Source organism: Nonomuraea sp. NPDC048901, from assembly GCF_040649695.1.
Taxonomy (GTDB): domain Bacteria; phylum Actinomycetota; class Actinomycetes; order Streptosporangiales; family Streptosporangiaceae; genus Nonomuraea.
This window is the reverse complement of the sequence record NZ_JBEZFW010000008.1, coordinates 309,578-332,687: the sequence shown is the minus strand read 5'-3', so window position 1 is coordinate 332,687 and position 23,110 is coordinate 309,578. Positions and strand designations below refer to the sequence as shown.

At 70.1% G+C, this 23,110-nt stretch carries 21 protein-coding genes; 11 read left to right on the top strand and 10 right to left on the bottom strand.

What is annotated here, in order from left to right:
• Positions 1-178 precede the first annotated feature (178 nt).
• Positions 179-1,225: a 3-isopropylmalate dehydrogenase gene (locus AB0C30_RS28905; protein WP_357950283.1), complete on the bottom strand. Its 1,047-nt coding sequence runs from the start codon at positions 1,223-1,225 to the stop codon at positions 179-181.
• Positions 1,226-1,289: 64 nt separating this feature from the next.
• A complete protein-coding gene (locus tag AB0C30_RS28900) occupies positions 1,290-2,465 on the bottom strand; it encodes an ROK family transcriptional regulator (protein ID WP_357950280.1) in 1,176 nt (391 codons plus the stop codon).
• Between the two features lie 107 nt (positions 2,466-2,572).
• Here AB0C30_RS28900 and AB0C30_RS28895 point away from each other — a divergent pair, with 107 nt between their 5' ends.
• From AB0C30_RS28895 to AB0C30_RS28875, 5 genes are read left to right on the top strand one after another with little or no spacing between them, the layout of a single operon-like run.
• On the top strand, positions 2,573-3,673 hold the full coding sequence (locus AB0C30_RS28895; protein ID WP_357950277.1) for a sugar ABC transporter substrate-binding protein: 1,101 nt from the start codon (positions 2,573-2,575) through the stop codon (positions 3,671-3,673).
• Positions 3,673-4,392 carry an ATP-binding cassette domain-containing protein gene (locus AB0C30_RS28890; RefSeq protein ID WP_357950274.1) on the top strand — a complete coding sequence of 240 codons (720 nt, stop codon included), beginning with the start codon at positions 3,673-3,675 and terminating at the stop codon, positions 4,390-4,392. Before AB0C30_RS28895 ends, AB0C30_RS28890 begins: the two co-directional genes overlap by 1 nt.
• A complete protein-coding gene (locus AB0C30_RS28885) occupies positions 4,389-5,573 on the top strand; it encodes a sugar ABC transporter permease (protein ID WP_357950271.1) in 1,185 nt (394 codons plus the stop codon). The genes AB0C30_RS28890 and AB0C30_RS28885 overlap by 4 nt, the downstream gene beginning before the upstream one ends.
• Positions 5,570-6,445, top strand: a complete 876-nt coding sequence (locus AB0C30_RS28880; RefSeq protein ID WP_357950268.1) for an ROK family protein — start codon at positions 5,570-5,572, stop codon at positions 6,443-6,445. The genes AB0C30_RS28885 and AB0C30_RS28880 overlap by 4 nt, the downstream gene beginning before the upstream one ends.
• A 29-nt stretch (positions 6,446-6,474) precedes the next feature.
• Positions 6,475-7,284 carry a class I SAM-dependent methyltransferase gene (locus AB0C30_RS28875; RefSeq protein WP_357950265.1) on the top strand — a complete coding sequence of 270 codons (810 nt, stop codon included), beginning with the start codon at positions 6,475-6,477 and terminating at the stop codon, positions 7,282-7,284.
• Positions 7,285-7,787: 503 nt separating this feature from the next.
• Here the strand turns inward: AB0C30_RS28875 and serA are convergent.
• Positions 7,788-9,377: a phosphoglycerate dehydrogenase gene (serA, locus tag AB0C30_RS28870; protein ID WP_357950263.1), complete on the bottom strand. Its 1,590-nt coding sequence runs from the start codon at positions 9,375-9,377 to the stop codon at positions 7,788-7,790.
• 238 nt (positions 9,378-9,615) lie between these two features.
• Here serA and AB0C30_RS28865 point away from each other — a divergent pair, with 238 nt between their 5' ends.
• A complete protein-coding gene (locus AB0C30_RS28865; protein WP_357950260.1) occupies positions 9,616-10,470 on the top strand; it encodes a hypothetical protein in 855 nt (284 codons plus the stop codon).
• Positions 10,471-10,631: 161 nt separating this feature from the next.
• Here AB0C30_RS28865 and AB0C30_RS28860 read toward each other — a convergent pair whose 3' ends face one another.
• The 3 genes from AB0C30_RS28860 to AB0C30_RS28850 are packed head-to-tail and all read right to left on the bottom strand — an operon-like array spanning position 10,632 to position 14,379.
• Positions 10,632-13,193 (bottom strand): FtsX-like permease family protein, encoded by a 2,562-nt coding sequence (locus AB0C30_RS28860; RefSeq protein WP_357950257.1) that lies wholly within the window; start codon positions 13,191-13,193, stop codon positions 10,632-10,634.
• The gene (locus AB0C30_RS28855; protein WP_357950254.1) at positions 13,190-13,870 is read right to left on the bottom strand and encodes an ABC transporter ATP-binding protein; all 681 of its coding nucleotides are present in this window, start codon (positions 13,868-13,870) and stop codon (positions 13,190-13,192) included. Before AB0C30_RS28855 ends, AB0C30_RS28860 begins: the two co-directional genes overlap by 4 nt.
• Positions 13,867-14,379, bottom strand: coding sequence for a PadR family transcriptional regulator (locus AB0C30_RS28850; protein WP_357950251.1), 513 nt, complete (start codon positions 14,377-14,379; stop codon positions 13,867-13,869). The genes AB0C30_RS28855 and AB0C30_RS28850 overlap by 4 nt, the downstream gene beginning before the upstream one ends.
• Positions 14,380-14,467: 88 nt before the next feature.
• Here AB0C30_RS28850 and AB0C30_RS28845 point away from each other — a divergent pair, with 88 nt between their 5' ends.
• The 4 genes from AB0C30_RS28845 (at position 14,468) to AB0C30_RS28830 (ending at position 18,354) form a co-directional block, all read left to right on the top strand.
• The gene (locus tag AB0C30_RS28845) at positions 14,468-15,016 is read left to right on the top strand and encodes a DUF1707 and FHA domain-containing protein (protein WP_357950249.1); all 549 of its coding nucleotides are present in this window, start codon (positions 14,468-14,470) and stop codon (positions 15,014-15,016) included.
• Positions 15,017-15,154: 138 nt separating this feature from the next.
• Positions 15,155-16,699, top strand: a complete 1,545-nt coding sequence (gene dacB / locus AB0C30_RS28840; RefSeq protein WP_357950247.1) for a D-alanyl-D-alanine carboxypeptidase/D-alanyl-D-alanine-endopeptidase — start codon at positions 15,155-15,157, stop codon at positions 16,697-16,699.
• Positions 16,700-16,980: 281 nt separating this feature from the next.
• Positions 16,981-17,760 (top strand): CAP domain-containing protein, encoded by a 780-nt coding sequence (locus AB0C30_RS28835; RefSeq protein WP_357950245.1) that lies wholly within the window; start codon positions 16,981-16,983, stop codon positions 17,758-17,760.
• A gap of 195 nt (positions 17,761-17,955) precedes the next feature.
• Entirely contained in the window at positions 17,956-18,354 is a 399-nt protein-coding gene (locus AB0C30_RS28830) for a hypothetical protein (RefSeq protein WP_357950243.1), read from the top strand.
• A gap of 14 nt (positions 18,355-18,368) precedes the next feature.
• On the opposite strand, the gene AB0C30_RS28825 is transcribed toward AB0C30_RS28830, so the two are convergent.
• The 4 genes from AB0C30_RS28825 to AB0C30_RS28810 are packed head-to-tail and all read right to left on the bottom strand — an operon-like array spanning position 18,369 to position 21,692.
• Positions 18,369-19,148: an ABC transporter permease subunit gene (locus AB0C30_RS28825; RefSeq protein ID WP_357950241.1), complete on the bottom strand. Its 780-nt coding sequence runs from the start codon at positions 19,146-19,148 to the stop codon at positions 18,369-18,371.
• Positions 19,145-19,903 (bottom strand): ABC transporter permease subunit, encoded by a 759-nt coding sequence (locus AB0C30_RS28820; protein WP_357950238.1) that lies wholly within the window; start codon positions 19,901-19,903, stop codon positions 19,145-19,147. The genes AB0C30_RS28825 and AB0C30_RS28820 overlap by 4 nt, the downstream gene beginning before the upstream one ends.
• Positions 19,900-20,652: an ABC transporter ATP-binding protein gene (locus AB0C30_RS28815; protein WP_357950235.1), complete on the bottom strand. Its 753-nt coding sequence runs from the start codon at positions 20,650-20,652 to the stop codon at positions 19,900-19,902. The genes AB0C30_RS28820 and AB0C30_RS28815 overlap by 4 nt, the downstream gene beginning before the upstream one ends.
• On the bottom strand, positions 20,649-21,692 hold the full coding sequence (locus AB0C30_RS28810; RefSeq protein ID WP_357950232.1) for an ABC transporter substrate-binding protein: 1,044 nt from the start codon (positions 21,690-21,692) through the stop codon (positions 20,649-20,651). The genes AB0C30_RS28815 and AB0C30_RS28810 overlap by 4 nt, the downstream gene beginning before the upstream one ends.
• 218 nt (positions 21,693-21,910) lie before the next feature.
• On the opposite strand from AB0C30_RS28810, the gene AB0C30_RS28805 reads away from it, so the two are divergent.
• Complete coding sequence (locus AB0C30_RS28805) at positions 21,911-23,092, top strand: amidohydrolase family protein (RefSeq protein ID WP_357950230.1); 1,182 nt, start codon at positions 21,911-21,913, stop codon at positions 23,090-23,092.
• Positions 23,093-23,110: the final 18 nt, after the last annotated feature.

Genomic DNA, 23,110 nt, shown 5'->3' with positions numbered 1-23,110 from the left:
ACGGTCCTGGACAAACTTTACGGTTCGGGACAGTCACTGCTATGAGCAGGCCTGTACTTCCTAGTGTCTCGCTATTTGGGATTGCAAGTGGCTAATGGGGTGCTTTGGCCGTTTAGACGTGAAAAAGCGCCTGGCGGTCCTCATGTGGACCGCCAGGCGCTTGGGGAGCTGGGCGGCCCTAGCTCGATACTCGCGCGGTGATGTCGTCACCGATCTCGTTTGTGGTGCGGCCGGCCCAGCCGGCCAGGCGCTCGACGATGTCGTCGGCGACGGCCTGCTCGACCCTGGCCGCCTCGGCGGACAGACCGAGGTGCTCCAGGAGCATGGCGACCGACAGGATCGTGGCGGTCGGGTCGGCCTTGCCCTGCCCGGCGATGTCGGGGGCGCTGCCGTGCACCGGCTCGAACATGCTGGGAGCGGTGCGCTCCGGGTTGATGTTGCCGCTGGCCGCCAGGCCGATGCCGCCCGCGATCGCCGCGCCGAGGTCGGTGATGATGTCGCCGAAGAGGTTGTCGGTGACGATCACGTCGAACCGCTCGGGCTGGCTCACGAAGAACATCGAGGCCGCGTCGATGTGGCAGTAGTCGGTGGTGACCTCGGGGTATTCCTCCCCCACGCGGTTGACCGTGCGCTGCCAGAGGTCGCCGGCGTAGGTCAGGACGTTGGTCTTGTGGACGAGCGTCAGCTTCTTGCGCGGGCGGGACTTGGCCTTCTCGAACGCGTAGCGGACGACCCGCTCCACGCCGTAGGCGGTGTTGAGCGACTCCTGGGTGGCGATCTCGTAAGGTGTGCCACGGCGCATCACGCCACCGGTGCCCGCGTAGAGGCCCTCGGTGCCCTCGCGGACGACGACCATGTCGATGTTCTCGGTGGGGGTGTCGGCCAGCCGGGTCTCGACGCCGGGGAACAGCTTGACCGGGCGCAGGTTGACGTAGTGGTCGAAGACGAAGCGGAGGCGGAGCAGCAGGTCGCGCTCCAGGATGCCGGGCGGCACGCTGGGATCGCCCACGGCGCCGAGCAGAATCGCGTCATAGCCGCGCAGCTCTTCGAGCACGGCGTCGGGCAGCGTCTCACCGGTACGGTGATAGCGGGCGGCACCCAGGTCGTAGTGGGTGGCCTCGATCTTGGTCCCGACGGCCTCCAGGACCTTCAGCCCTTCGGCGACGACCTCGGCGCCGATGCCGTCTCCGGGGATGACGGCCAGGCGAATATTCCGCGACTCCATGTGCGTACCTTACCTGCTTGTCTCGACTGACGAGCACGACATCTCACGTCTTGGACAAGACCTTTCAGCCCTGTCTGGCGTCGAAGATCAGGTCCCATGCCCTGGTTCGGGCATGGGCGACCGCGCCCAGCAATACTCCGCTGTCCCCCAAAGCGCTGGCGACCACCATCGGCCGCAGGGGGCCCAGCTCAGCTATCCGATCCTCTATCGCCGCGCCCAGCAGGTCCAGGTTGCGGCCCACTCCGCCGCTCAGGACGATGACCTCCGGATCCAGGACCGCCGCCACCGCCACCAGGAGACCGCCGATGCGCCGCCCTTCGGCCTCCACCACTGAGCGGGCCGCCGGATCACCGGCCGCCGCCACCGCGAAGACCTCCTTGGCCGTCTCGAGGTCCAGCCCGGCCGCTCTGGCCGCGCGGACCACGCCGGGGGCCGAGGTCACCGTCTCCGTGGCACCGTGGGCCAGGGCGTCGTCCGTAAAGGGTGGGACGTAAGGGGGCGAGTCCGTGGGGACGTACGAAACCTCTCCCGCCGCTCCCCTGGCTCCGACATAGAGCTCGCCGTTGATGACGATGCCCATCCCGACGCCCGTACCGATGGAGACCAGGGCGAAGTTGGCCTTGCCGCGCCCCTCCCCGTACGTGTGCTCGCCGACCGCCGCCAGGTTGATGTCGTTCTCGATGGTCAGCTCTACGTCGAGCGCCGACCGGAGGCGACCCGCCAGGTCGGGCGGGCCCGGCAGGTTGGGCGCGAAGTCCAGGCGGCCCTGGGCCGGGTCGTAGACGCCGGGCGAGCCGACCACCGCGCAGGCGATCACCGACCAGTCGAGCTCGGCCTCCCTGGCCGCGGCGCGGCAGAGGTCGCCTACGAGGACCGCGAGCTCGGCCGAGTCGCGGGCGGTGTTGCGCCCGTCGGTCCGGCCCGCGAACGTGCCGCGCAGGTCGGCCACGGCGACGCGGATCCAGTCGCGGCCGATGTCGATGCCCGCCACGTGGGTGGAGGCCGCGTTCATGTCGTAGAGCGAGGTCACCGGGCCCGGCCGGCCCGACACCTCGCCGACCAGGTGCACCAGCCCGTCTTCCTCCAGCCCGGCGAGCGCCGCCGAGACCGTCGGCTTCGACAGTCCGGTGATCTTGGCCAGATCCGCCCGTGACGCCGGGCCGTTCGCGTGGAGCTGGTCGAGCAGCCGACGCTCGTTCAGCACCCGCAGCAGCCGCGGATTTCCCAGCCCACCTCGCATCTTCAGCCCTCCTCGCGCCAAACTCTAGCCAACCACCCTGGTAGTAAATTAGCTTTCTTACCAAACAACGAACAGCCGGGCGGGGCCACTCGAGAGGACGATGTGCGATGGACCGAGCATGGCGACTGATTCCGGCCGCAGCGCTCTTGCTGACCGCCGCCGCCTGCGGAAACTCCGCCGGCACCGGCGGCAGCACGGCGAGCGCGAGCGCGAGCGCCGGGGCGGCATCCAAGACGATCGCCCTCTTCCTGCCCGAGTCCAAGACCACGCGGTATGAGGCGTTCGACCGCCCGCTGTTCGAGGCGAAGGTGAAGTCGCTCTGCGCCGACTGCAAGATCCTCTACAGCAACGCCGAGCAGGACGCGGCCAAGCAGCAGCAACAGGTCGAGGCGGCCCTCACCCAGGGCGCGAACGTCCTGGTGCTGGACGCCGTCGACGCCAACGCGGTGGCGCCGCTGGTCAACCAGGCCAAGCAGAAGAAGATCCCGGTGATCGCCTACGACCGGCTGATCTCCGGCATCGACTACGCGTACTACGTCTCGTTCAACAACGTCCGTGTCGGCGAGATGCAGGGCCAGGCCCTGCTCGACGCGATGAACGCCAAGGGCACGACGGCCAAGGGACAGATCGTGGAGATCCACGGCGCCCCGACCGACCCCAGCTCGGCCGACTACAAGAAGGGCGCCAAGAGCGTCCTGGACGGCAAGGTCAAGGTCGGCAGGGAGTTCGACACGCCCGACTGGAGTCCCGACAAGGCCCAGCAGCAGATGGAGCAGGCGATCACCGCCATCGGCCGGGACAACATCGTGGGCGTGCTGTCGGCCAACGACGGCATGGCGGGCGGCGCCATCGCGGCCATGAAGCGCGCGGGCTACAAGCAGCTGCCGCCGATCACCGGACAGGACGCCGAGCTGGCCGCCGTGCAGCGCATCCTCACCGGCGAGCAGTACATGACCATATATCTGGACATCAGGGCTGAGGCGGAGAAGTCCGCCGAGCTGGCCGTGGCCGTGGCCAAGGGCGAGCAGCCCGCCGCGACCAGCAAGGTCAACAACGGCACCGTGGACATCCCCGCCTTCCTCCTCGACCCCATCGCCGTCACCGCGGACAAGGTCAAGGACACCATCGTGAAGGACAAGTTCTACACGGCCGACCAGATCTGCACCGCCGAGGTCAAGGCGGCCTGCGCAAAGGCGGGCATCCAGTAGTGCTCTCCGCGACAGGCATCTCCAAGCGCTACGGCGCGGTCCAGGCGCTCGACGGCGCCAGCCTCCACCTGCGCCCCGGCGAGGTCACCGCCCTCATGGGCGACAACGGCGCGGGCAAGTCCACGCTGGTCAAGGCCATCTCGGGGGTGGTCGTCCCCGACGAGGGCACGATCACGCTCGACGGCACGCCGGTCAAAATCGCCAACCCGCACGACGCGCAGGCGCTCGGCGTCTCGACCGTCTACCAGGACCTCGCGCTCTGCGAGAACCTGGACGTGGTGGCCAACCTGTTCCTCGGTACGGAACGCCGCCGCTGGTCGCTGCTGCGCCACATCGCGATGGAACGCGCCACCCGTGATCTGCTCCAGCAGCTCGATGTACGCATCAGAGACATCCGGGTGCCCGTCGCCATGCTGTCGGGCGGTCAGCGCCAGTCGGTGGCGATCGCCAGGGCGCTGATCGGCGAGCCGCGCTTGGTCATCCTGGACGAGCCCACCGCCGCGCTGGGCGTGGAGCAGACCGCCCAGGTGCTCGCGCTGATCGGACGGCTGCGCGACCGCGGGCTCGCGGTCCTGGTCATCTCGCACAACCTGGCCGACGTCCGGGAGGTGAGCGACCGCGTGGTGGTGCTGCGTCTGGGACGCAACGCCGGCGACTTCGGTACGGCCGACACCACGCAGGAGGAGATCGTGGCCGCGATCACGGGGGCAGGGCGATGACCGACACGCTGGCGCGCAAGCCGTACACACCGAAGGTCGCCGTCGAGCGGCTGAGACAGGGCGACGTCGGCGCGTGGCCGGTCGTCGGCGGGCTGGTGGCGATCGCGATCGTCTTCAGCGCGCTCAACGACCGCTTCCTGGCGCCGGAGAACCTCACGAACCTGGCCCTGCAGATGGCCGCGACCGGCACGATCTCGCTGGGCATCATCATGGTGCTGCTGCTCGGCGAGATCGACCTGTCGGCCGGCTCGGTCAGCGGCCTGTGCGCGACGATCATGACCATCATGCACGTCAAGCAGGGCTGGAACCCGCTGGCGGCCATCCTGATCGCCCTCGCCGCGGGGGCGGGGATCGGGCTGATCCACGGGCTGATGTTCACCAAGCTGCGGATGCCGTCGTTCGTGGTCACGCTGGCCGGGCTGATGGGCTGGCTCGGGCTGCTGCTGTTCCTGCTGCGGCAGGGCGGCACGATCAACCTGCCGTTCACCGGGTTCATCTCGAAGCTGAGCGACACCTGGCTGCCGTCCTGGCTGTCGTGGCTGCTGGTGGCGACCCTGGTGCTCGTCTCGGGCGGCGCGGCGCTGCTCACCCGGCGTCTCAGGCTGGCCGCCGGACTGCCCGTCACCCCGCTGTGGTGGCTGCTGGTCAGAACGGGCGGCCTGGCCGTCCTGCTCGCGGCGGGCGTGGTCATCATGTCGGCCGACCGGGGCGTGCCGCTGCTGCTGATCATCTTCGGCGCGCTGGTGGTGGTGTTCGATCTCGTGCTCAGGCATACCGCGTTCGGCAGGCATGTGTACGCCGTCGGGGGCAACGCGGAGGCGGCCAGGCGGGCCGGGATCAACGTGACGCGCATCAGGATCCTGGCGTTCATGCTGGCCTCCACGCTGGCGGCGGCCGGGGGCATCCTGGCGGCCAGCCGGCTGTCGGCGGTCAACCAGCAGTCGGGTGGCAGCGACATCCTGCTCATGGCGATCGCCGCGGCGGTCATCGGGGGCACCTCGCTGTTCGGCGGCCGGGGGCGGGCCTATGACGCGCTACTCGGGGTGCTGGTGATCCAGTCGATCACCAGCGGCATGTACCTGCTCAGCGTCGACTCCTCCGTACGCTTCATGGTGACGGCCGCGGTGCTGGCCCTGGCCGTGGCGATCGACTCGCTGGCCCGCCGGGGAGCCGCCCAGTGAGCCGCGTGCTGGGCATCGATGTGGGCGGCACGAAGGTCGCCGTCGGCGTGTCCAGCGCCGACGGACCGGAGATCGTCGAGCGGATCCGGCTCGACACCGGCGCCGGCACCCTGGAACGGGCCCTGGCGGCGGCCCGGGACCTGGATGGCGCGCCGGCCGCCGTGGGCTTCTCGACCTGCGGCGTCATCCGCGACGGCCGGATATGGCTGGCCCCCAATGTGCCCGGCTGGGAGGGGCTGGAGCTGCCCCGGCTGCTGCGGGAGGAGTACGGCGCGATCCCGGTGGCGATCGACAACGACGTGAAGGCGGCTGCCGCGGCCGAGCTGCGCTGGGGAGCGCTGCGCGGCGTGTCGGCGGGCGTCTACCTGAACCTGGGCACCGGGCTGGCGGCCGCGCTGGTGGTGAACGGTCAGGTGGTGTCCGGGGCGCACGGCGCGGCCGGCGAGATCGGCTACCTGCAGGCCGTTCCGGGCGAGCCCGCCTTCGCCGACGGGCACGTTCCCCTGGAGGAGCGGGTCTCGGGCGGCGCGCTCGCGGCCCGGGGCACGGCCCTGCTGGGCCGCGAGACCACGGCGGCCGACCTGTTCGCCCTGTCCGCCTCGGCCCCCGGCTCGGCGGTCGCGGAGCTGGTGGACGAGGCGCTCGGGCTGCTGGCCATGAACGCGGCGAACCTGTGCGCGACCTTCGACCCCGAGTGCCTGGTGGTCGGCGGCGGCATGATGGGCGCGGCCGACCTGATCATGCCCCGTCTGACAGCCGAGCTGCGACGGGCCGTACCCTTCCCGCCCGAGGTACGCCCGGCGCGGTTCGCCGACGACGCCCCGCTGCTCGGCGCGCTGGCCCTCGCCCACGCCGCTTCACAGGCTTCATGAATTTGTGAAACAGGTGTAGCTTCGACGGCATGGCTCCCGAAAAGGTGCGACTGGCCGCCGAGAAGGCCACGCTCCTCGCCACCCTGTACGGCAGGGCACTGGACGCCCGCTCACCGCATCCCATACTCGGCGACCGCCTGGCGGCCGCGACCGTCGAGCGCATCGACCACGACTTCAGCGACACCGGCATGGACCAGCGCATGGCCGGCTCGGTCGCGATCCGGGCCCGCTTCCTGGACGGCTGGGCCAGGGAGTTCCTCGCCCGGCACGCCGAGGCGACCGTGCTGCACCTGGGCTGCGGTCTCGACACGCGGGCCCACCGCCTGGACCCGCCGCCGAGCGTCGACTGGTACGACGTGGACTATCCAGACGTCATCGACCTACGGCGGCGGCTGTATCCGGAGGAGCGCCGGACGATCGGCACCTCGGTCACCGACCTCGGCTGGCTGGACCAGGTGCCCGCGGGCAAGCCGGTGCTGGTCATCGCCGAGGGCCTGTTCTACTACCTCGACCCGGCGGAGGGCCGCGCGCTGATCAGGGCGATCGTCGATCGGTTCCCCAGCGGCCAGTTCGTCTTCGACGCGCTGAGCCCTTTCGGCCTGCGCCTGCAGAAGCTCAACAAACCGGTCAGGAAGGCCGAGGCCACGATGCACTGGGGCATGGACGGCCCGGCCGACCTGCTGTCGATCAGTCCGAAGCTCCGCCTCGTCACCGCGATGAGCGCCTTCGACCTGCCCGGCTACGGCCGTCTGTCGGCGTCGCACCGGATCTCGGTCGGGCTCGCCAAGGTCGTGCCCGGATTCAGGAGGATGGCGGCCTTCTACCGGCTGGCGTTCTGAGGGCAACCGGCCGGAGTGCTGAGGGCTTCCGGCCGGAGCTGGAGAGGCTAGCGGCTGGTGTTCTGCGGGGCGCCGCCATTGTCCCTGCGGTCCAGGGCGGTCTGCAGGGCCTCGGTCGCCTCGTCAGCGGTCTCGTCGGTGGAGTTCCAGGCATACATCTCGTACATGTGTGTCTCATCTCATTTCGCGGGGCGTCGTGTGCTGTGCGGTCGGACTCCGGTCACGAATCCGACCGGGCCTGAGCTCGTGGGGTCCGGATCGCGGACCGGACGATGGGGCTTACCGGTCGACGCAACGCCGCACACCACGGCGGGTCGTCGACCTGCCCTAACAGGCCCCGCCGCGGCAGGTAATAAGTACGAGAACCTGGCGCATCTTCCGAAAGAATACCTGGCGGTAGTTTGGCTGTCTCGTTGGACGTCCTACTATCTCGCATCCTGAGACAGAAAAACGGCTGCCGCGGACGCGACAGCCGTTGATCCTGGAACGCTCTGAAGAAGGGGTCAGTCCTCCAGGTCGACCGAGCGGCCACTCTCGGCACCGATCTCGGTGCCGATCTGCTCGACCACGTCGGCCGGGATGGCGGAGTCGACCGTCAGCGCGATCAGCGCCTTGCCACCCTTGGCGTCACGGGCCACCTGCATCGAGGCGATGTTGACGCCGTGCTCGCCGAGCAGGCGGCCGACGACGCCGACGATGCCGGGCCGGTCGGTGTAGGTGAAGAACGACAGGTGCGCGGTCGGCTCGATCTCCATCTCGTAGCCGTTGACCTCGACGATCTTCGTGATCTGGCGCGGGCCCGACAGCGTGCCCGAGACCGAGACACGGCGGCCGTCGGCGAGCACGCCGCGCACGGTGACCACGTTGCGCCAGTCGGGGCTGTCGGAGCTGGTCACCAGGTTGACGGAGATCCCGCGGTCCTTGGCCAGGAGCGGCGCGTTCACGTACGTGACCGAGTCCTCGACCACGTCGGCGAAGATGCCCTTGAGCGCGGCCAGCTCGATCACCCGGACGTCCTGCGAGGCGATCTCGCCGCGCACCTCGACGTCGAGCTTCGTGGCGACCTCGCCCGCCAGCGCGGTGAAGACGCGGCCCAGCTTCTCGGCCAGCGGCAGGCCCGGCTTGACGTCCTCGGCGACGGCTCCGCCCTGGACGTTGACCGCGTCGGGCACGAACTCACCGGCGAGGGCGAGCTTGACGCTCCGCGCGACCTGGGTGCCGGCCTTCTCCTGAGCCTCATGCGTGGAGGCGCCCAGGTGCGGCGTGACGACGACCTGGTCGAGCTCGAACAGCGGGCTGTCGGTGCAGGGCTCCTTGGAGAACACGTCGATGCCCGCCCCGGCGACGCGGCCCTCCTTGATCGCCGAGTAGAGCGCGGCCTCGTCGACGATGCCGCCGCGGGCCACGTTGACGATCCGCACCGACGGCTTGACCTCGTGCAGCTCCTTGTCACCGATCAGCCCGAGCGTCTCCTTGGACTTGGGCAGGTGCACGGTGATGAAGTCGGCCTGCTTGATGACCTCTTCGAGGCTGACCAGCTTGACGCCCATCTGGTCGGCGCGGGCCGGCGGCAGGTAGGGGTCATAGGCGATCAGCTCGACGCCGAACGGCTGCAGGCGCTGCGCCACGAGCTGACCGATCTTGCCCAGGCCGAGGATGCCGACGACCTTCTCGTCGAGCTCGACACCGGTGTACTTGGACCGCTTCCACTCGCCGTTCTTCAGCGCGGCGTGCGCCTGGGCCGTGTTGCGGGCGCTGGCCAGGATGAGCGCGACGGTCTGCTCGGCGGCGCTGGTGATGTTGGAGGTCGGGGCGTTGACCACCATCACACCGGCCTTGGTGGCCGCCTCGACGTCGACGTTGTCGAGCCCGACGCCGGCCCGCGCGACCACGCGCAGCTTCGGCGCCGCGGCGATGGCCTCGGCGTCGACCTGCGTGGCGGAGCGGACGATGAGCGCGTCCACGTCGGCGAGCGCGGGCAGCAGCTGCGAGCGGTCGGCGCCGTCGGTGTGGCGGACCTCGAAATCGTTGGCGAGTACGGCGAGGCCTGCCTCGGACAGCTCCTCTGCGACCAGTACGACGGGCTTGCTCATGGAAGTGAATCCTTAGGGGCATGCGGGCGGGCGTTGAGGGACACCTCAGAGGGCCCCTCGGACCCCCCGAGTCTATCCGCGCTTGTGAACGTGTTCACGAGTGACCCAGGATCTGAGACAGCGCCTCCGTACCCCGGCTCCCGCAAACTCATCCACACTGCTCCCATCTTTGTCTTGATCGGGGGATTTCTTGGCTATTAGCCTGATAAGCCGTGACCGACTACCTATGGTTCGTCATATGAGCATCGGGAATCCTGCGCTTGCCGACGTGCTCGCCCAGCATGGCAATCCACATCGCCTGCTGGCGGCGCTCGCTGATGGTGGGGTTCTGGTGGCAGTGCGACCAGACCGATCAGTCGTCCTGGGTACGACCCAGGCCGGCGACAGAGTGCTGCTCGGATACACGGGCGCGGCTACGTACGCCCGGCACCGCGGCAGTCACTCCCTCTCCGCCTGCGATCCGGACACGATCCTCGACATCCAGCGCGTCACGGGTGTGCGGGAGATCGTGATCGACGCGGCGGGGCCCGCGGCGGCGGCCGTGCCCATCGACGACCTCCAGCGCTTCCTCGCCTCGACGCGATCGGGGCCTCATCCAGTGCTGTCGGGAGCCGTCCCCGCCGCGTACGCGACGGGCGCGATGGCCACGGTGTCACGGGGAGCCGCGCTCGCCCAGGTGGCGCCGCCCTCGCGGGACGCGCCCGCGCTGCCGTGGATCCCGGCGCCGCGACCGCACCTGTCGGGGCCCATGCAGCAGGTCGACCCCGGCTACCGCCGGTGCACGCACCCGATCCTGCCCGCCCTGCGGCGGGCCATCGGGAACCTGCTCATGGACTACCCGCTCGTGCACCACGTCTGGATCTCCGAGGCGCGCACCGCCTCGGGGGCCCCGGGGATCATGCTGCACGTGAAGGTGCACATGTCGGCCGCCGAGGACGTGGTCCGTGACCTGCACCGTGGGGCCCGCGCCCGGCTGCCGCAGTTCGCGGCGAGCGGGGCGCCCATCCTGATGGCCCGGGTGGCGGACTCGCGCAGCGAACGCCGGATGATCGAGATCGGCGCCCACGTGGTCTGCGCCGACGTGATCGACTAGCCACGACCCTGGCGGCCCGAACCCCCGGCGGCCCGAAACCGGCTCGACCTTTGGCGCGGCCGAAACCGGCCCGACCCGTGGCCCGGCTGACACCGGGCCACGGACGCGCATGACCGCGGCCCGCATCGAGCGGACCGCGGTCACGAACACGCGGGTACGGCTTACGCCAGGCGGCGGGTCAGCTCCAGCCGCGTCCTGGCGAACGCCCAGGCCACCAGCGCCGCCAGCAGCGGCAATCCCACCGCGAACGCGACGAGGAACAGCCAAGGGATGGAGATCGTCGTGGGTCCGGGATTGAACCAATCCGCCCCCTGGACCCCGTTATGGCGGCTCATCGGCCACGACAGCGCGATTCCGCCCACGACCCCGGTCACGACGCCGACCAGCGCGCCCAGCCCGGCTATGTAACCCGCCTGACCGGCCACCACCAGTCGCCGGACGCGCGGCGGTGCGCCGACCGCCGACATGGTGTTCAGGTCGTGGCGCATGTCGGCCGCGGCGAGCCCGGTGGCCGCGAACGTGCCGCCGAGCACCAGCACCATGGCGGCGCCCAGCAGGATCCAGAGGACCCCCGCGAGCTCGCCGTCCCTGGGGTACTCGAAGTAGACGTCGATCCGGTCTCCGACCACTGAGAAATGCTTCCTCAGGCGCTCCTGATCGGCCGACGGCTCCATGGCGTACAGCCGCCGCTCCTTCACCTGCAGCCCAACGGGCCGCAGGACGGCCGGTGGAACGACCCCGCCGCTGACCCGCGAGTCGGCGGCACTCGCCAGCACGGCGGGAACCTGCTTGCGGCTGATCTCGCCAGTCGACGTGTAGAACTTCAGGGTGGCCAGGCCGTCCTTGATCAGCTCCGGATCGAACACCACGATCTTGCCCGCGGTCAGGGCCGCGGCGGCCTGCGGATCCTGACGTCCCTGGATGAACGCCAGCAGCCGCACGTCGCCGACCGGAAGCTCACCTCCGTAAAAGGAGTCCTCGCACTGCCCAGCGCAGCGGCGCTCGATGTCGATCCACCCCCGTTTGCCCTGAGAGTCCATGGGAACCGGGCCTGGAATCAACCGCGTCTTCGGCAGCTCGCGCTCGGCCGCCGCCCGCAGCCTGGCCCAGCCGCTGTCGTCCAGGTTCTCGGCTTCGATCTTGATGCTGCCCGTCGGAGCGTAGGGGTGGTAGGCGGCGTTGTAGGCCGCGTCTGAGCTGGCGAGCCCGATGCCGAACGCGACCGCCGCCGTGGTGGCCGCCATGACGGCGGACGTCGCGGAGGCCGTACGGGAGCGGTGGCGCGAGGCGTCACGGACCGACAGGCGAAGCGGAAGCGGCAGCCGGGCGGCGAAGCGGCTCGTCCGGCGCACCAGCCATGGCATCAACGCGACCAGCCCCAGCACGACCAGCCCCAAGGCCGCGACGAGCGGAAACTCCTCGCCGCGCGTGCTCAGCCGGACCAGGACCAGCCAGACCAGGACCAGCCCGGCCACCACCAGCAGCAGACCGAGCACCGGACGGCCCGCACGGTCGCGGAGCTCGCCTTCACGGCCCGCCAGCACCTGGGCGGGGCTCTGCCGCGCGGCCTGCACGGCGGGCACCAGGGCGGCGATCAGCCCGCTGACCACGCCCAGCACGGCGACGCCCGCGATACTCGCCCACGGCACCTCGAACGGGCCGAGCGACCCGAGCAGCTGCCCGGCCCACCGCACCGTCGCCAAGGCGCCTCCGACGCCGAGGACCGTCCCGGCCAGCGCCGCCGCACCGCCGAGCACCAGCCCGTCGGCGAGCACGATGGCCCGCAGGTGCGCGCCCGAACCGCCCTGTGCCGCGATCACGGCCAGCTCCCGGCGTCGCCGCCGCAGTCCCACGGCGAACGCGGGCCCGGCCAGCAGCGCCGTCTCCATGACGATGAAGACGACAGCGAGTGCGATCTTGATCGGCAGGTCACCGTCCGAGGCGATCAGGCGGCGAGCCGCGGCGGGCGGATTCTCGATGACGGCCCTCGACTCGACCATCAGCCCGTGGGCGTTCAGCGCCCGCACCCGCGACCAGTCGAACGGCGCGGCGGTGTCCACGAGCCAGCCGGTGCCGCTGCCGTCGCTCTTGTCCAGCAGAAGCACGCCCTGCAATCCGACGAACTCCGTCATGCCCGGTCTGTTCGGGTACTCGATCACGCCGACCACGCGCACCCGCTTGTTCGCCCGGGTCACGGCGACCGTGTCGCCGGCCTTGACCCCCATCTCCAAGACCGCGGGTGTCACCACGACCTCGTCGGGAGCGGCCGGGAACCTGCCCTCCGTCAGGCGCCGCAGCCCCCGCGTCATCGGATCCCGCAGGTCCACCTCACTGGCGGACACCATCTCGTAGCCGTCCGTGCCCGCGAACAGCACACTGCCCCTGTCGTACGGGATCATCCGGCCGCCGACCAGCTCGGCCGCCTCGGCCTGCTTCCACGGCGCGGCCGTGGAATCCTTTTCCGGCCCGTTGGTCACGCCCCGGCCTAAGACATCCTGCTCGATCGGCGCGCGAAAGTGCGTCGTGGCGATCCGCGCGTCCGCCCCGCCCAGCAGGGCGGTCAGCCCCTCCCGCTCGTTCACGTCGAGGGTGGCGTACCCCGTGAGCACGCCGGTGATGAGCAGCACCGGCAGGCCGATCATCACCATGATCAGCGCCGTACGTCCCTTGAACCGCAGCGCGTCCCTGCGGGAGATCCGCAGCGCGGCGGCGAACGCGCTCATCGGGCGCTCTCCAGAGGTACGGCCGTCGAGTCGGCGATCTCCCCGTCGCGCAGGAACACCACGCGGTCGGCCCATCCGGCGTAGCGGGGCTCGTGGGTGACCAGCAGCACCGCCGCGCCCTCGTCGCAGCGCTCCCGCAGCAGTCGCAGGATTTCGTCGCCGCTCGCCGTGTCGAGCGCCCCCGTGGGCTCGTCGGCCAGCACCAGACGCCGCTCGCCGACCAGCGCCCTGGCGATCGCCACGCGCTGCCGCTGCCCGCCGGACAGCTCCCCGGGAAAGCGGTCGGCGACATGGTCCACCCCCACCGAGGCCAGTACGGCCAGCGCCTCCTCACGGGCCTGCCGGGAGCGGACGCCGTCGAGCTCCCTCGGCAGCATCACGTTCTCGGCGGCCGTGAGTGACGGGATCAGGTTCAGGTCCTGGAAGACGTACCCGACGCTGCCGCGCCGCAGCGCCGCCAGGTCCGTCACGCCGGCCAGGTCCGTGCCCTCGATCGTCACGCTGCCCGAGGTCGGCCGGTCGAGGCCGCCCGCTAAGTTGAGCAGGGTCGACTTGCCGGAGCCCGACGGGCCCATGACGGCGACCAGCTCGCCGCTGGAGACCTCGAGGCTCACCCCTTTGAGCGCGTGCACCTGACCGTGCACGCGCGTCACCTCGTCCAGTCTCAGCACAGTCATGTGTTCTTCTCCTTGAGTACGGCCTCGCAGTGGTCCAGCCAGCGCTGTTCCGCCTCGGCCTGAAAGATCAATGAATCGAGGACGAGCCGCTGCGCGAGCCCTTCGGTGTTCGCCCGTTTCGCCTTGGTCAGCTCCTGCAGCGCGCGCATGGTGGCGGTGCGCTGGGCCAGGATCACCGCTGGCACGTCGACGTCCCCGGCGGCGACGGCCATGGCGAGTTTGATGACCAGTTCGTCCCGAGGCCGGTCGGTCTGGTCGACGGGGGTGCTGAACCATCGCCCCAGTTCGGCCCGACCGGCCTCGGTGACCGTGTAGACGGCCCTCCCCTGTTCGTCGGCCCCTCCGGGCTCGACGAGGCCGTCACGTTCCATCCGGGCGAGCGTCGTGTAGACCTGGCCGATATTGAGCGGCCAGGTCGCCCCCGTCGACGCCTCGAATTCCACCCGGAGCTGGTAGCCGTAACGCGGCCCCCTGCTCAGCAACGCGAGCAGTCCGTGTCTGATCGACATGGATACTGAGTATGCATACTGAGTATGCTCAACGCAACTGATTCGCATATTCTGGACAGGGAACGCCGTTCAGGCCGATACTCGGGGCATGAGCTCGACGCATCCACCGTTCCGCGCGTCCGACGGGGAACGCGATCGCGCGATCGACGAGCTCCGCGACCGCGCCGTCGAAGGCCGGATCTCCCACGACACCTTCGTCGGCCGGGTGGATCAGGCCCTGCGGGCGCGCAACCGCCACGAGCTCGACGAACTGGTCGCCGATCTGCCCCGCCGCCGGACGTTCCGCCAGCGAGTGACCGACGCGGTGTCGAACGTCTCCGACTTCACCACCCGCCTCCAGGCCGCGTGGCGCCGGCCGCGACTGCCCAGGCTGGCCCTGCCCGACGACCACCGCATGCGCTACGTGGTCGGTCGCGGGTCGGCCTGCGACCTGGTGCTGTCCGATCTGACGGTCTCGCGGGTGCACGCCGAGCTGCGGCGCGAGGACGACGGCGGATGGATGCTGGTCGACCTGGGCTCACTCAACGGCACACGGCTGAACGGCTGGCGACTGGTGGGACCCGCCAAGATCAAGTCGGGCGATGAGGTCTCTTTCGGCGACTGCGGCTTCATGGTGAGCGCCGGCCAGCTCTCCTGAGCACTTTCCCGGGCACGGGCCCGCCTTCGTGACGGCGTGCGTACGACTGACCCAAGAAATACGGATATTTGCGGATTACAGGCTGCGTGCGCTGCCGCATGATCCCAAGCTAGACCCCCAGTCCTCATTGGAGACCCCATGCGGCGTACTTCAGCATCCCTCGTCGCGGGCGCGCTCGTCGCGGCCCTCGCCTGGGCGTCCAGCCCCTCCTCCCCCGCCGTCGCGCTCGAACCCACGGCGGGCGTCGCGGACCTGACCCAGGACATCAACCAGATACTCGCCGACTCGCGGCTCACGGTCGGGCGGGCCGGCGTGGTCGTCAAGAGCGCGGCCAACGGCGACGAGCTGTACGCCACGGACGCCGGCAAGCTGATGATCCCGGCCTCCAACACCAAGCTGTTCACCTCCGCCGCCGCCGTCGACACGCTCGGCCTGGACTACCGCTTCCCCACCACCGTGCTGAGCGGCGGGCGCAAGCTCGGCTCCGTGCTGACCGGCGACCTGGTCCTGCGCGGCACCGGCGACCCGACGATGCTGGCCGAGGACTACGACGCGCTGGCCGCCAAGGTCGCCGCCTCGGGCGTCAAGCTGGTCGCGGGCAAGCTGGTCGCCGACGACACGTGGTTCGACTCCGTACGGCTCGGCAACGACTGGACCTGGGACGACGAGACGGCCTACTACGCGGCGCAGATCTCCGCGCTGACCGCCTCCCCGGACCGGGACTACGACGCCGGTTCGGTGATCGTCTCCGTGGCGGCCGCCGGCAACGAGGTCAAGGTGTCGACGACGCCCGAGACCGACTACCTGAAGATCGTCAACAAGGCCACCGTGGGCACCACGACTGACGTGCTCATCGAACGGCAGCACTCCACGAACACCGTGGTCATCACCGGCACCGTGGCCGACCCGTACCAGGAGTGGGTGGCCGTGGACGACCCCACCCGCTATGTGGCGTCGCTGTTCCGCAAGTCGCTGGCCAAGCACGGCGTCCGCGTGGCGGGCCCGACCGTCACCGGCGCGGCCCCGTCCGGCGCGACCACGCTGGCCGAGCACCAGTCGATGCCGCTGAGCGAGCTGCTGGTGCCCTTCCTCAAGCTCAGCAACAACATCCACGCCGAGATCCTGACCAAGGCGATGGGCCGCAAGGTCTCCGGCCAGGGCACCTGGGCGGCCGGGCTCAAGGTGAGCACCGACTTCGCCAAGGCCAACGGCGTACAGGTGCTCAACATGCGGGACGGCTCCGGCCTCTCGCGCCGTGACGGCTTCGCCCCGGGCTCGATCGTCCAGCTGCTCAGCGCCGTACGCGCCAAGCCGTGGTTCAAGACCTGGTACGACGCGCTGCCCATCGCGGGCAACGCCGACCGGTTCACCGGTGGCACGCTGCGCAGCCGGATGCGCAACACCGCCGCCGCCAACAACGTGCACGCCAAGACCGGGTCGCTGACCGGCGTCACGTCGCTGTCGGGCTATGTGAACAGCGCGGAGGGCGAGCCGCTGGTGTTCTCCATCATGCTCAACCAGTACCTGTCGGGCTCGCCGAAGGACATCGAGGACAAAATCGCCATCCGGCTCGCCCAGTTCTCGCGGACCGCGCCGGTGGACGCCGTGTCGCAGCTCCGCGCGGCGGATGACAGCGCGACCGGCGACCTCGAGTGCTCCTGGCTCAAGCCCGCCGCGTGCTGACGCCTACCGCGTGCTGACGCCTTCCGGTCCGCTTGGGAGCTGACGGCTCCCAACCATCCGCTCCGAGTTCCACCCCTGGCCGTGCGGCATTTCGCCGCACGGCCCTAATTTTTCGCACAAGACGCGCAGGTGACAGAGAAGGTTTACCGAGGTCGGTGGGGCAATCGTTACGATTGGGTCACCTGGTACTCCAGATATAGCGGTGTTTTTCGGGACATGGCCGTTGCGGGCACACCAGAATGCGGGATCGACGCCGTATCTAGCAGCACCGGAGGGACAGGATGCGCAGGCAACTCCAGGCACTCGTCTGCCTCGGAAGTCTGGCCGCACTGAGCATCCCCACGCCCGCCGCCCAGGCGGCGACCACGAAGGCTCCGTGCCGGGTCGTGGCCGCCAAGCCGTCCCTGTCCAAGGGCGTGATCGTCGGCTCGGCAAGCAGGATCGGCTGCGACACCAAGGCCACGCTCAGGGTCCGGATCGTCCGGGACGTGGCCGGTCGCCCCGACCGTACGCTGAAGAGCGGCGCCAAGCTCGTGCTGAACGGCCGGATCAGCGTCCGCGCCGGCTGCGCGACTCCCGGGCGCTACTACGTCCTGGCCATGGACTACCAGGGCAAGCCGAGCCGGTCACGGCCGGTGGCCCTGTCCTGCGGGACCCGGACGCCGGCGACGACCGGCACCGCCTCGGCCGCCGAGGACCAGGTCGTCAGCCTCACCAACCAGGCGCGGGCCAAGAAGGGCTGCCGCCCGCTCACCCACGATCCCAAGCTCCACGCGGCGGCCGAGCGGCACTCCGCCGACATGGCCGCGCGCGACTACTTCGACCACGACTCCAAGGACGGCCGGACTCCGGGTGACCGCATATCGACGGCCGGCTTCGCGCCGGTCAGCACCTGGGGCGAGAACATCGCCATGGGCCAGCCGACGGCCGCCGCGGTCGTACGAGCCTGGCTCGACAGCCCCGGACACCGCGCCAACATCATGAACTGCTCCTTCACCCATATCGGCGTCGGCCAGTCCACGAAGGGCCCCTACTGGACCCAGGACTTCGCCGCCCACTAGACCACAGAACCCCACCCAGCCAGGGAGCGTCGGGCCTCCACCAGGCGCGCCACCGCGCCGGTTCCCACCGCAACGCCACGGCGCTCCCATCCGGCGGGCCCGGTCGCGCCTCCCCCCGCACAGCGGACCGCGACCGGGCCCGCACCCTTTTGCGGGGAATGACCCTGTACGGGGCAACCGAACTGTGGGGATCTCATGCACTGGCACGCGTACACGTGGGTGGGCAGCGGCGAGGAGCGGGAAAGGGAGGACGAGCGGCGTCCGGGTTCGCCCGAGTTCGCCGGTTCGCTCCTTCCGCCGATGCGTACCGGCGACTGGCTGGCCCGACCGGCCTCCCGGATCCGCGCCAGCTTCGACGACCCGGGGCGGGCGGTGGAGTGGCTGGCCACACAGTACGCGCAGATCAGGGGTGCGTTCCCGCGCCCGGACCGCGTCGGGCTGACGGCCCGGCTCGACGGCGCCGCCGACGCGCTACCCCGTGGGGTGGACGTGCAGTGGGGTGAGTGGCTGACCAGGGGCAGGTTCGCCACGATCAGCGTGATCTGCTGCCCGAACCGGCACGTCACCCACCCCTGCCCCATCCGCCGCCCCTGACTCGCGGGCGCGGGTCAGTCCCGGTTGTCCGAGAAGCGGGCCAGGACCAGGGATTCGACGACGCCCACGACCGCGTACGCCAGGATCGACACGGCGGTGACCACCACGATGTCCGCCCACACCTCGTCATACCGGAACCCGCCGATGGCCCGCAGGATCCCGGCGCCGATCCCCTGCCCGGTCGCCAGCCATTCGGCGATGAGCGCGCCGATGATCGAGGCGGGCACGGAGATCCGCATGGAGGCGAACACCGAGGGCATCGCCGTCGGCACGGCCACCTTGCGCAGCACGGTCAGCCGCCCGCCCCCGTACGCCATGATCAGGTCGGTGGCCTGCGGTGAGGCGGAGCGCAGCCCGAAGGCGACGTTGACCAGGGCGGGGAAGAACACCACGATGCCGCCGATGACCGCGACGCCGAGGAGCTCGCGGCCGAAGACGAGCGTGATCAGCGGCGTCATCACCACGAGCGGCACCGAGCGCAGCAGCATCGCGACCGGCATGAACGTCTGCTCGACGGTCCTGAACAGCACGAACGCCATCGCCACGACCACCGCCGCGACCATCCCGCTGACGAAGCCGATGGCCGCGTCCCTGATCGTGATGCCCAGGGCGGCGAAGACCGCGTCGCGATGGGCCGGGGACGAGCCGAACAGGTACTCCCAGACCTGCGGGGGCCGCTTGCCCACCAGCGGGCTGATGCCGAACGCCTCCAGGGACAGCCACCAGAGGGCCACCACGATGACGACGGAGGGCAGCAGCGGGCCGACGACGCGCAACACGATGCGGCCGATCATGAGGAGGACCTCGCTCTGCCGTACGACCAGGGTGTCACCACGCGGGCGACCAGTGCGACGATCGCGTAGCCGAGGCCCGCGATCAGGCCGGCCACGAGCGCCAGCCCCCACGTGCGCGGGACCTGGAACTGCTGCTGGGAGATCATCAGGGAGACGCCGAGGCCCTGGTCGTTGCTGCCGAGGTATTCACCGATGATCGCGCCGAGCAGCGCGCCGGGGGCGGAGATCTTCAGTCCGGCGAACGTGCTCGGCAGCGCCGCGATGACCTGGACGTGCCGCAGCTTGGCCAGGCGGCCGCCGCCGTACACCGCGATGAGGTCGAGGCTGGTCCGGTCGGCGGAGCGCAGCCCGAGCAGCGCGCCGATGAGCGTGGTGAAGAAGACGGAGACGGCCGCCAGGAACACCACGGCGGCCTCACCGCCGAAGACGACCAGGACGATCGGGCCGATGGCCAGCAGCGGGATGCAGTAGCTGATCACCGCGAGCTGGGTCGCCACCGCCTCCAGGCGCGGGACGAGCAGGACGATCAGCGCCACGCCGATGGCCAGGCCGTTGCCCCACAGGAAGCCCTGGAGCGCGGCGCTGACGGTGGCGGTCGTGTTGGGGCCGTAGAACCCCCAGCCGTCGTGGCCCATCCCGGCCAGGACCGCCCACGGCGTCGGGACCGCGCCGCCGTCCGCGAAGACCGTCACGGCGAGCAGCCACCACAGGGCGATCAGGGCGACGACGCCGAGCAGGCCGTGGATCCGCTTCACGAGCCGTGCCCGAACAGCAGGTCGCTGAGGTGGTCGTGGATGGCGTGGAACTCCGGTGTACGCATCATCTCGGGCACCCGGGGGCGCGGCAGGTCGATCGGGACCACCTCTTCGATGCGGCCAGGACGCGGGCTCATGACGGCCACCACGTCCGACAGGAAGATCGCCTCGCCGATGCCGTGGGTGACCATCAGCGTGGTGGCGGGCTTCTCGGTCCAGATGCGCAGAAGTTCCAGGTTGAGCCGCTGGCGGGTCATGTCGTCCAGCGCGCCGAACGGCTCGTCGAGCAGCAGCACGCTGGGCTTGACCACCAGCGCGCGGGCGATCGACACGCGCTGCCGCATGCCGCCCGACAGCTCGGCGGGCCGCGCCTTCTCGAAGCCCTGGAGACCGACCAGCTTGATCAGGTCGTCGATCACGCCGGGCTCCGGCTTGATCCCCGCGACCTCCAGCGGCAGCCGGATGTTGGCCGCGACGCTGCGCCAGGCCAGCAGCGCCGAGTCCTGGAAGGCGATGCCGAGGTGGTGGCTCCTGCGGAGCTCCTCGGGGGTCTCGCCGTTCACCCGGATCTCGCCGGTGGTGGGCTTCTCGAGCCCGGCCAGGATGCGCAGCACGGTCGACTTGCCGCAGCCCGAGGGGCCGAGCAGGGACAGGAAGGAGCCCTTCGGCGTCTCCAGGTCGACGTGCTCGACGGCGGTCAGCCCGCTGCCGAACGTCTTGCTCAGCCCCGTGATGCCGATGCCGGTCATGAGAGCTTGAGGCTCGCGTCGGCCTTGTAGATCTCGTCCAGGATCGACAGGTCGAAGAGGTTCTCGGCCTTGACGGTCAGCCCGGCCTTGGCGAGGGAGGCGATGTTCTGCTCGATCAGCTCGGAGGTCATCGTGAACAGGCCGTTGGCCTTGGCGTCGGGGGTGACGACGAGGTCGTTCTGCATCTTGGCCTCCTCGGTCTGCTCGGCGACGTCGAGGTTCTGATCCTTGCCGTACGTCTTCGCGGCCAGTTCGGCGGCCTTGGCCGGGTCCGCGACGGCGTCCTTCCAGCCCTTGATCTCCGCCGTGAGGAACGCCTTGAGCTTGTCGCGCTCCTTGTCGATCGTCTCCTGCGTCACCGTGAACGTCTCGGCGACCAGCGGCAGGCCGTGGTCGGCGAACAGCATGTGCGCCGCGTCCACGCCCTGCATCTTCAGCCGCACCGGGCCGCTGGTGACGAAGCCGACATAGCCATCGAGCTGGCCGGAGGTCAGCATCGACGGGTCGGACTGGAACGGCACCCGCGTCACGCTCGACGGGTCGATGCCGTTGGACTTGAGCAGCGCGTTCCAGACCAGCTCGTTGGAGTCCTGGACGCCGATCTTCTTGCCGGCCAGGTCCTTGGGGTCCTTGATCGGGTTCTTGCCGAGGGAGACGATGGCGAAGGGGTTCTTCTGGAAGGTCGCGCCCACGATCTTGAGCGGCGCGCCCTGGAGCACGGCGGGCGCGGTGATCGTCGGCGTCGACAGGCCGATCCAGCAGCGGCCGGTGGTCAGGCCCGACTCGACCGAGGTGCCGGAGCCGCCGCCCGACAGCAGCTCCACCTGGGAGAACCCGGCGGCCTTGTAGTAGCCCTTGCTGTCGGCGAAGTACTCGCCGGCGAACTCGACGTTCTTCTTCCAGGAGAGCTGGATCTTGACCGCGCCGAACCCGCTTCCGCCCGCGCCGGACGTCCCGCTGTCGCCACAGGCGGCCAGGCCGAGCGCCAGTCCGGCCATTCCCGTCGTCCGCAGGAACGCGCGACGGTCGAGGGTAGCCATAATTCTCCTTGGAAGAGCGGTGAACCTGCAGGTCAGGAAGCTATACACCGATTATTACCATCGTGTGACGAAAAATCGGACATCGCATGGGGTGCAGGGCCCGGATGTGGAAAAGCCCAGCACCGGCGCTTCAGACCCTGTAGGTCCCTACGAGAGCGCTCGGCGAGGTCCGTAGATCCCTCCAGCGGTAGAAGGCGTCCGGTAGCGTTTTTGATGACATGAAACTGGACGGAATCTCCCTTTGGGACGGCACCGAATTCCGCGGCCCGGTCGAGCTGAGCTGGGAACCGGACCGGATCGGCGAGGTGCGGCCCGCCACGCAGCGGTATGACGAGCTGTGCGTGCTGCCCGGCCTGGTCGACACGCACGTGCACCTGATCGGCTACGCCGGTGCGGGACCGATGCCCGACTTCGCCACCTGGCCGCTCGTCACGACCCGCGACGAGCAGGTGCTGCACGGTGTCGCCCACGCCCAGCGGGCCATGCGCCATGGCGTGACGACCCTGCGCGACCTGGCCGGGGACGAGGCGCAGATCGCGCTGCGCCGGGCCTTCGACGCGGGCGTGCTGCCCGGCCCGCGCGTCCAGGTCCACGGCGTGGTCGGCATGACCGCCGGGCACAACGACCTGTTCGTGCCGCCGGCGATCCCACAGCGCAAGCCCACCGCCGACGGGCCCGACGAGTGCCGCAAGCTGGTACGCACCTGGGCCCGCGCCGGGATGGACGGCATCAAGCTCACCACCAGCGGCGGCGTGCTGTCGATCGGCGACAAGAACGGCTGGCGCAACTACACGCGCGAGGAGATCAGGGCCGTCGTCGACGAGGCGCACGCGCTCGGCATGCTGGTGGCCTCCCACGCCCACTCCGAGGAGGGCATCCGCGTCGCCGTCGAGGAGCGCGTCGACTCGATCGAGCACGCCACGCTGCTGAGCGCGGATCTCGCCGAGGTGCTCGCGGCCCGCCGCACGCCCGTCGCGCCGACCCTGCTGATCAACGAGGCCATCGCCGAAGGCCGGGTCCCGGTCACCGCGGAGTCCATGGCCAAGGCCGCCGAGCTCGTGGCCACGCGCAACGTGCTGCTCGCCGAGGCGGCGCGGCTGGGTGTCCGCTTCGTCCTGGGCACCGATGCCAACGGGCACCACGTCCAGTTCGGCGACCAGCTCGCCGAGGTGGTCCACATGACCGAGATCCTGGGCATGTCCGCCTCGGAGGCGCTGCGCGCGGCCACCTCGGACGCCGCCGACTCGATCGGCGTGCCGGTGGGCCGGATCGAGCCCGGACTCGGGGCCGACTTCATCGTGCTGCGCGGGCGCCCGTGGGAGCGGATCGCGGACCTGGCAGTGGAGAACATCGTCGCCGTGGTCTCACGAGGACGTCTCGTCGCGGGCGAGCTGCCCTGACCACTATCCGTCTATCCG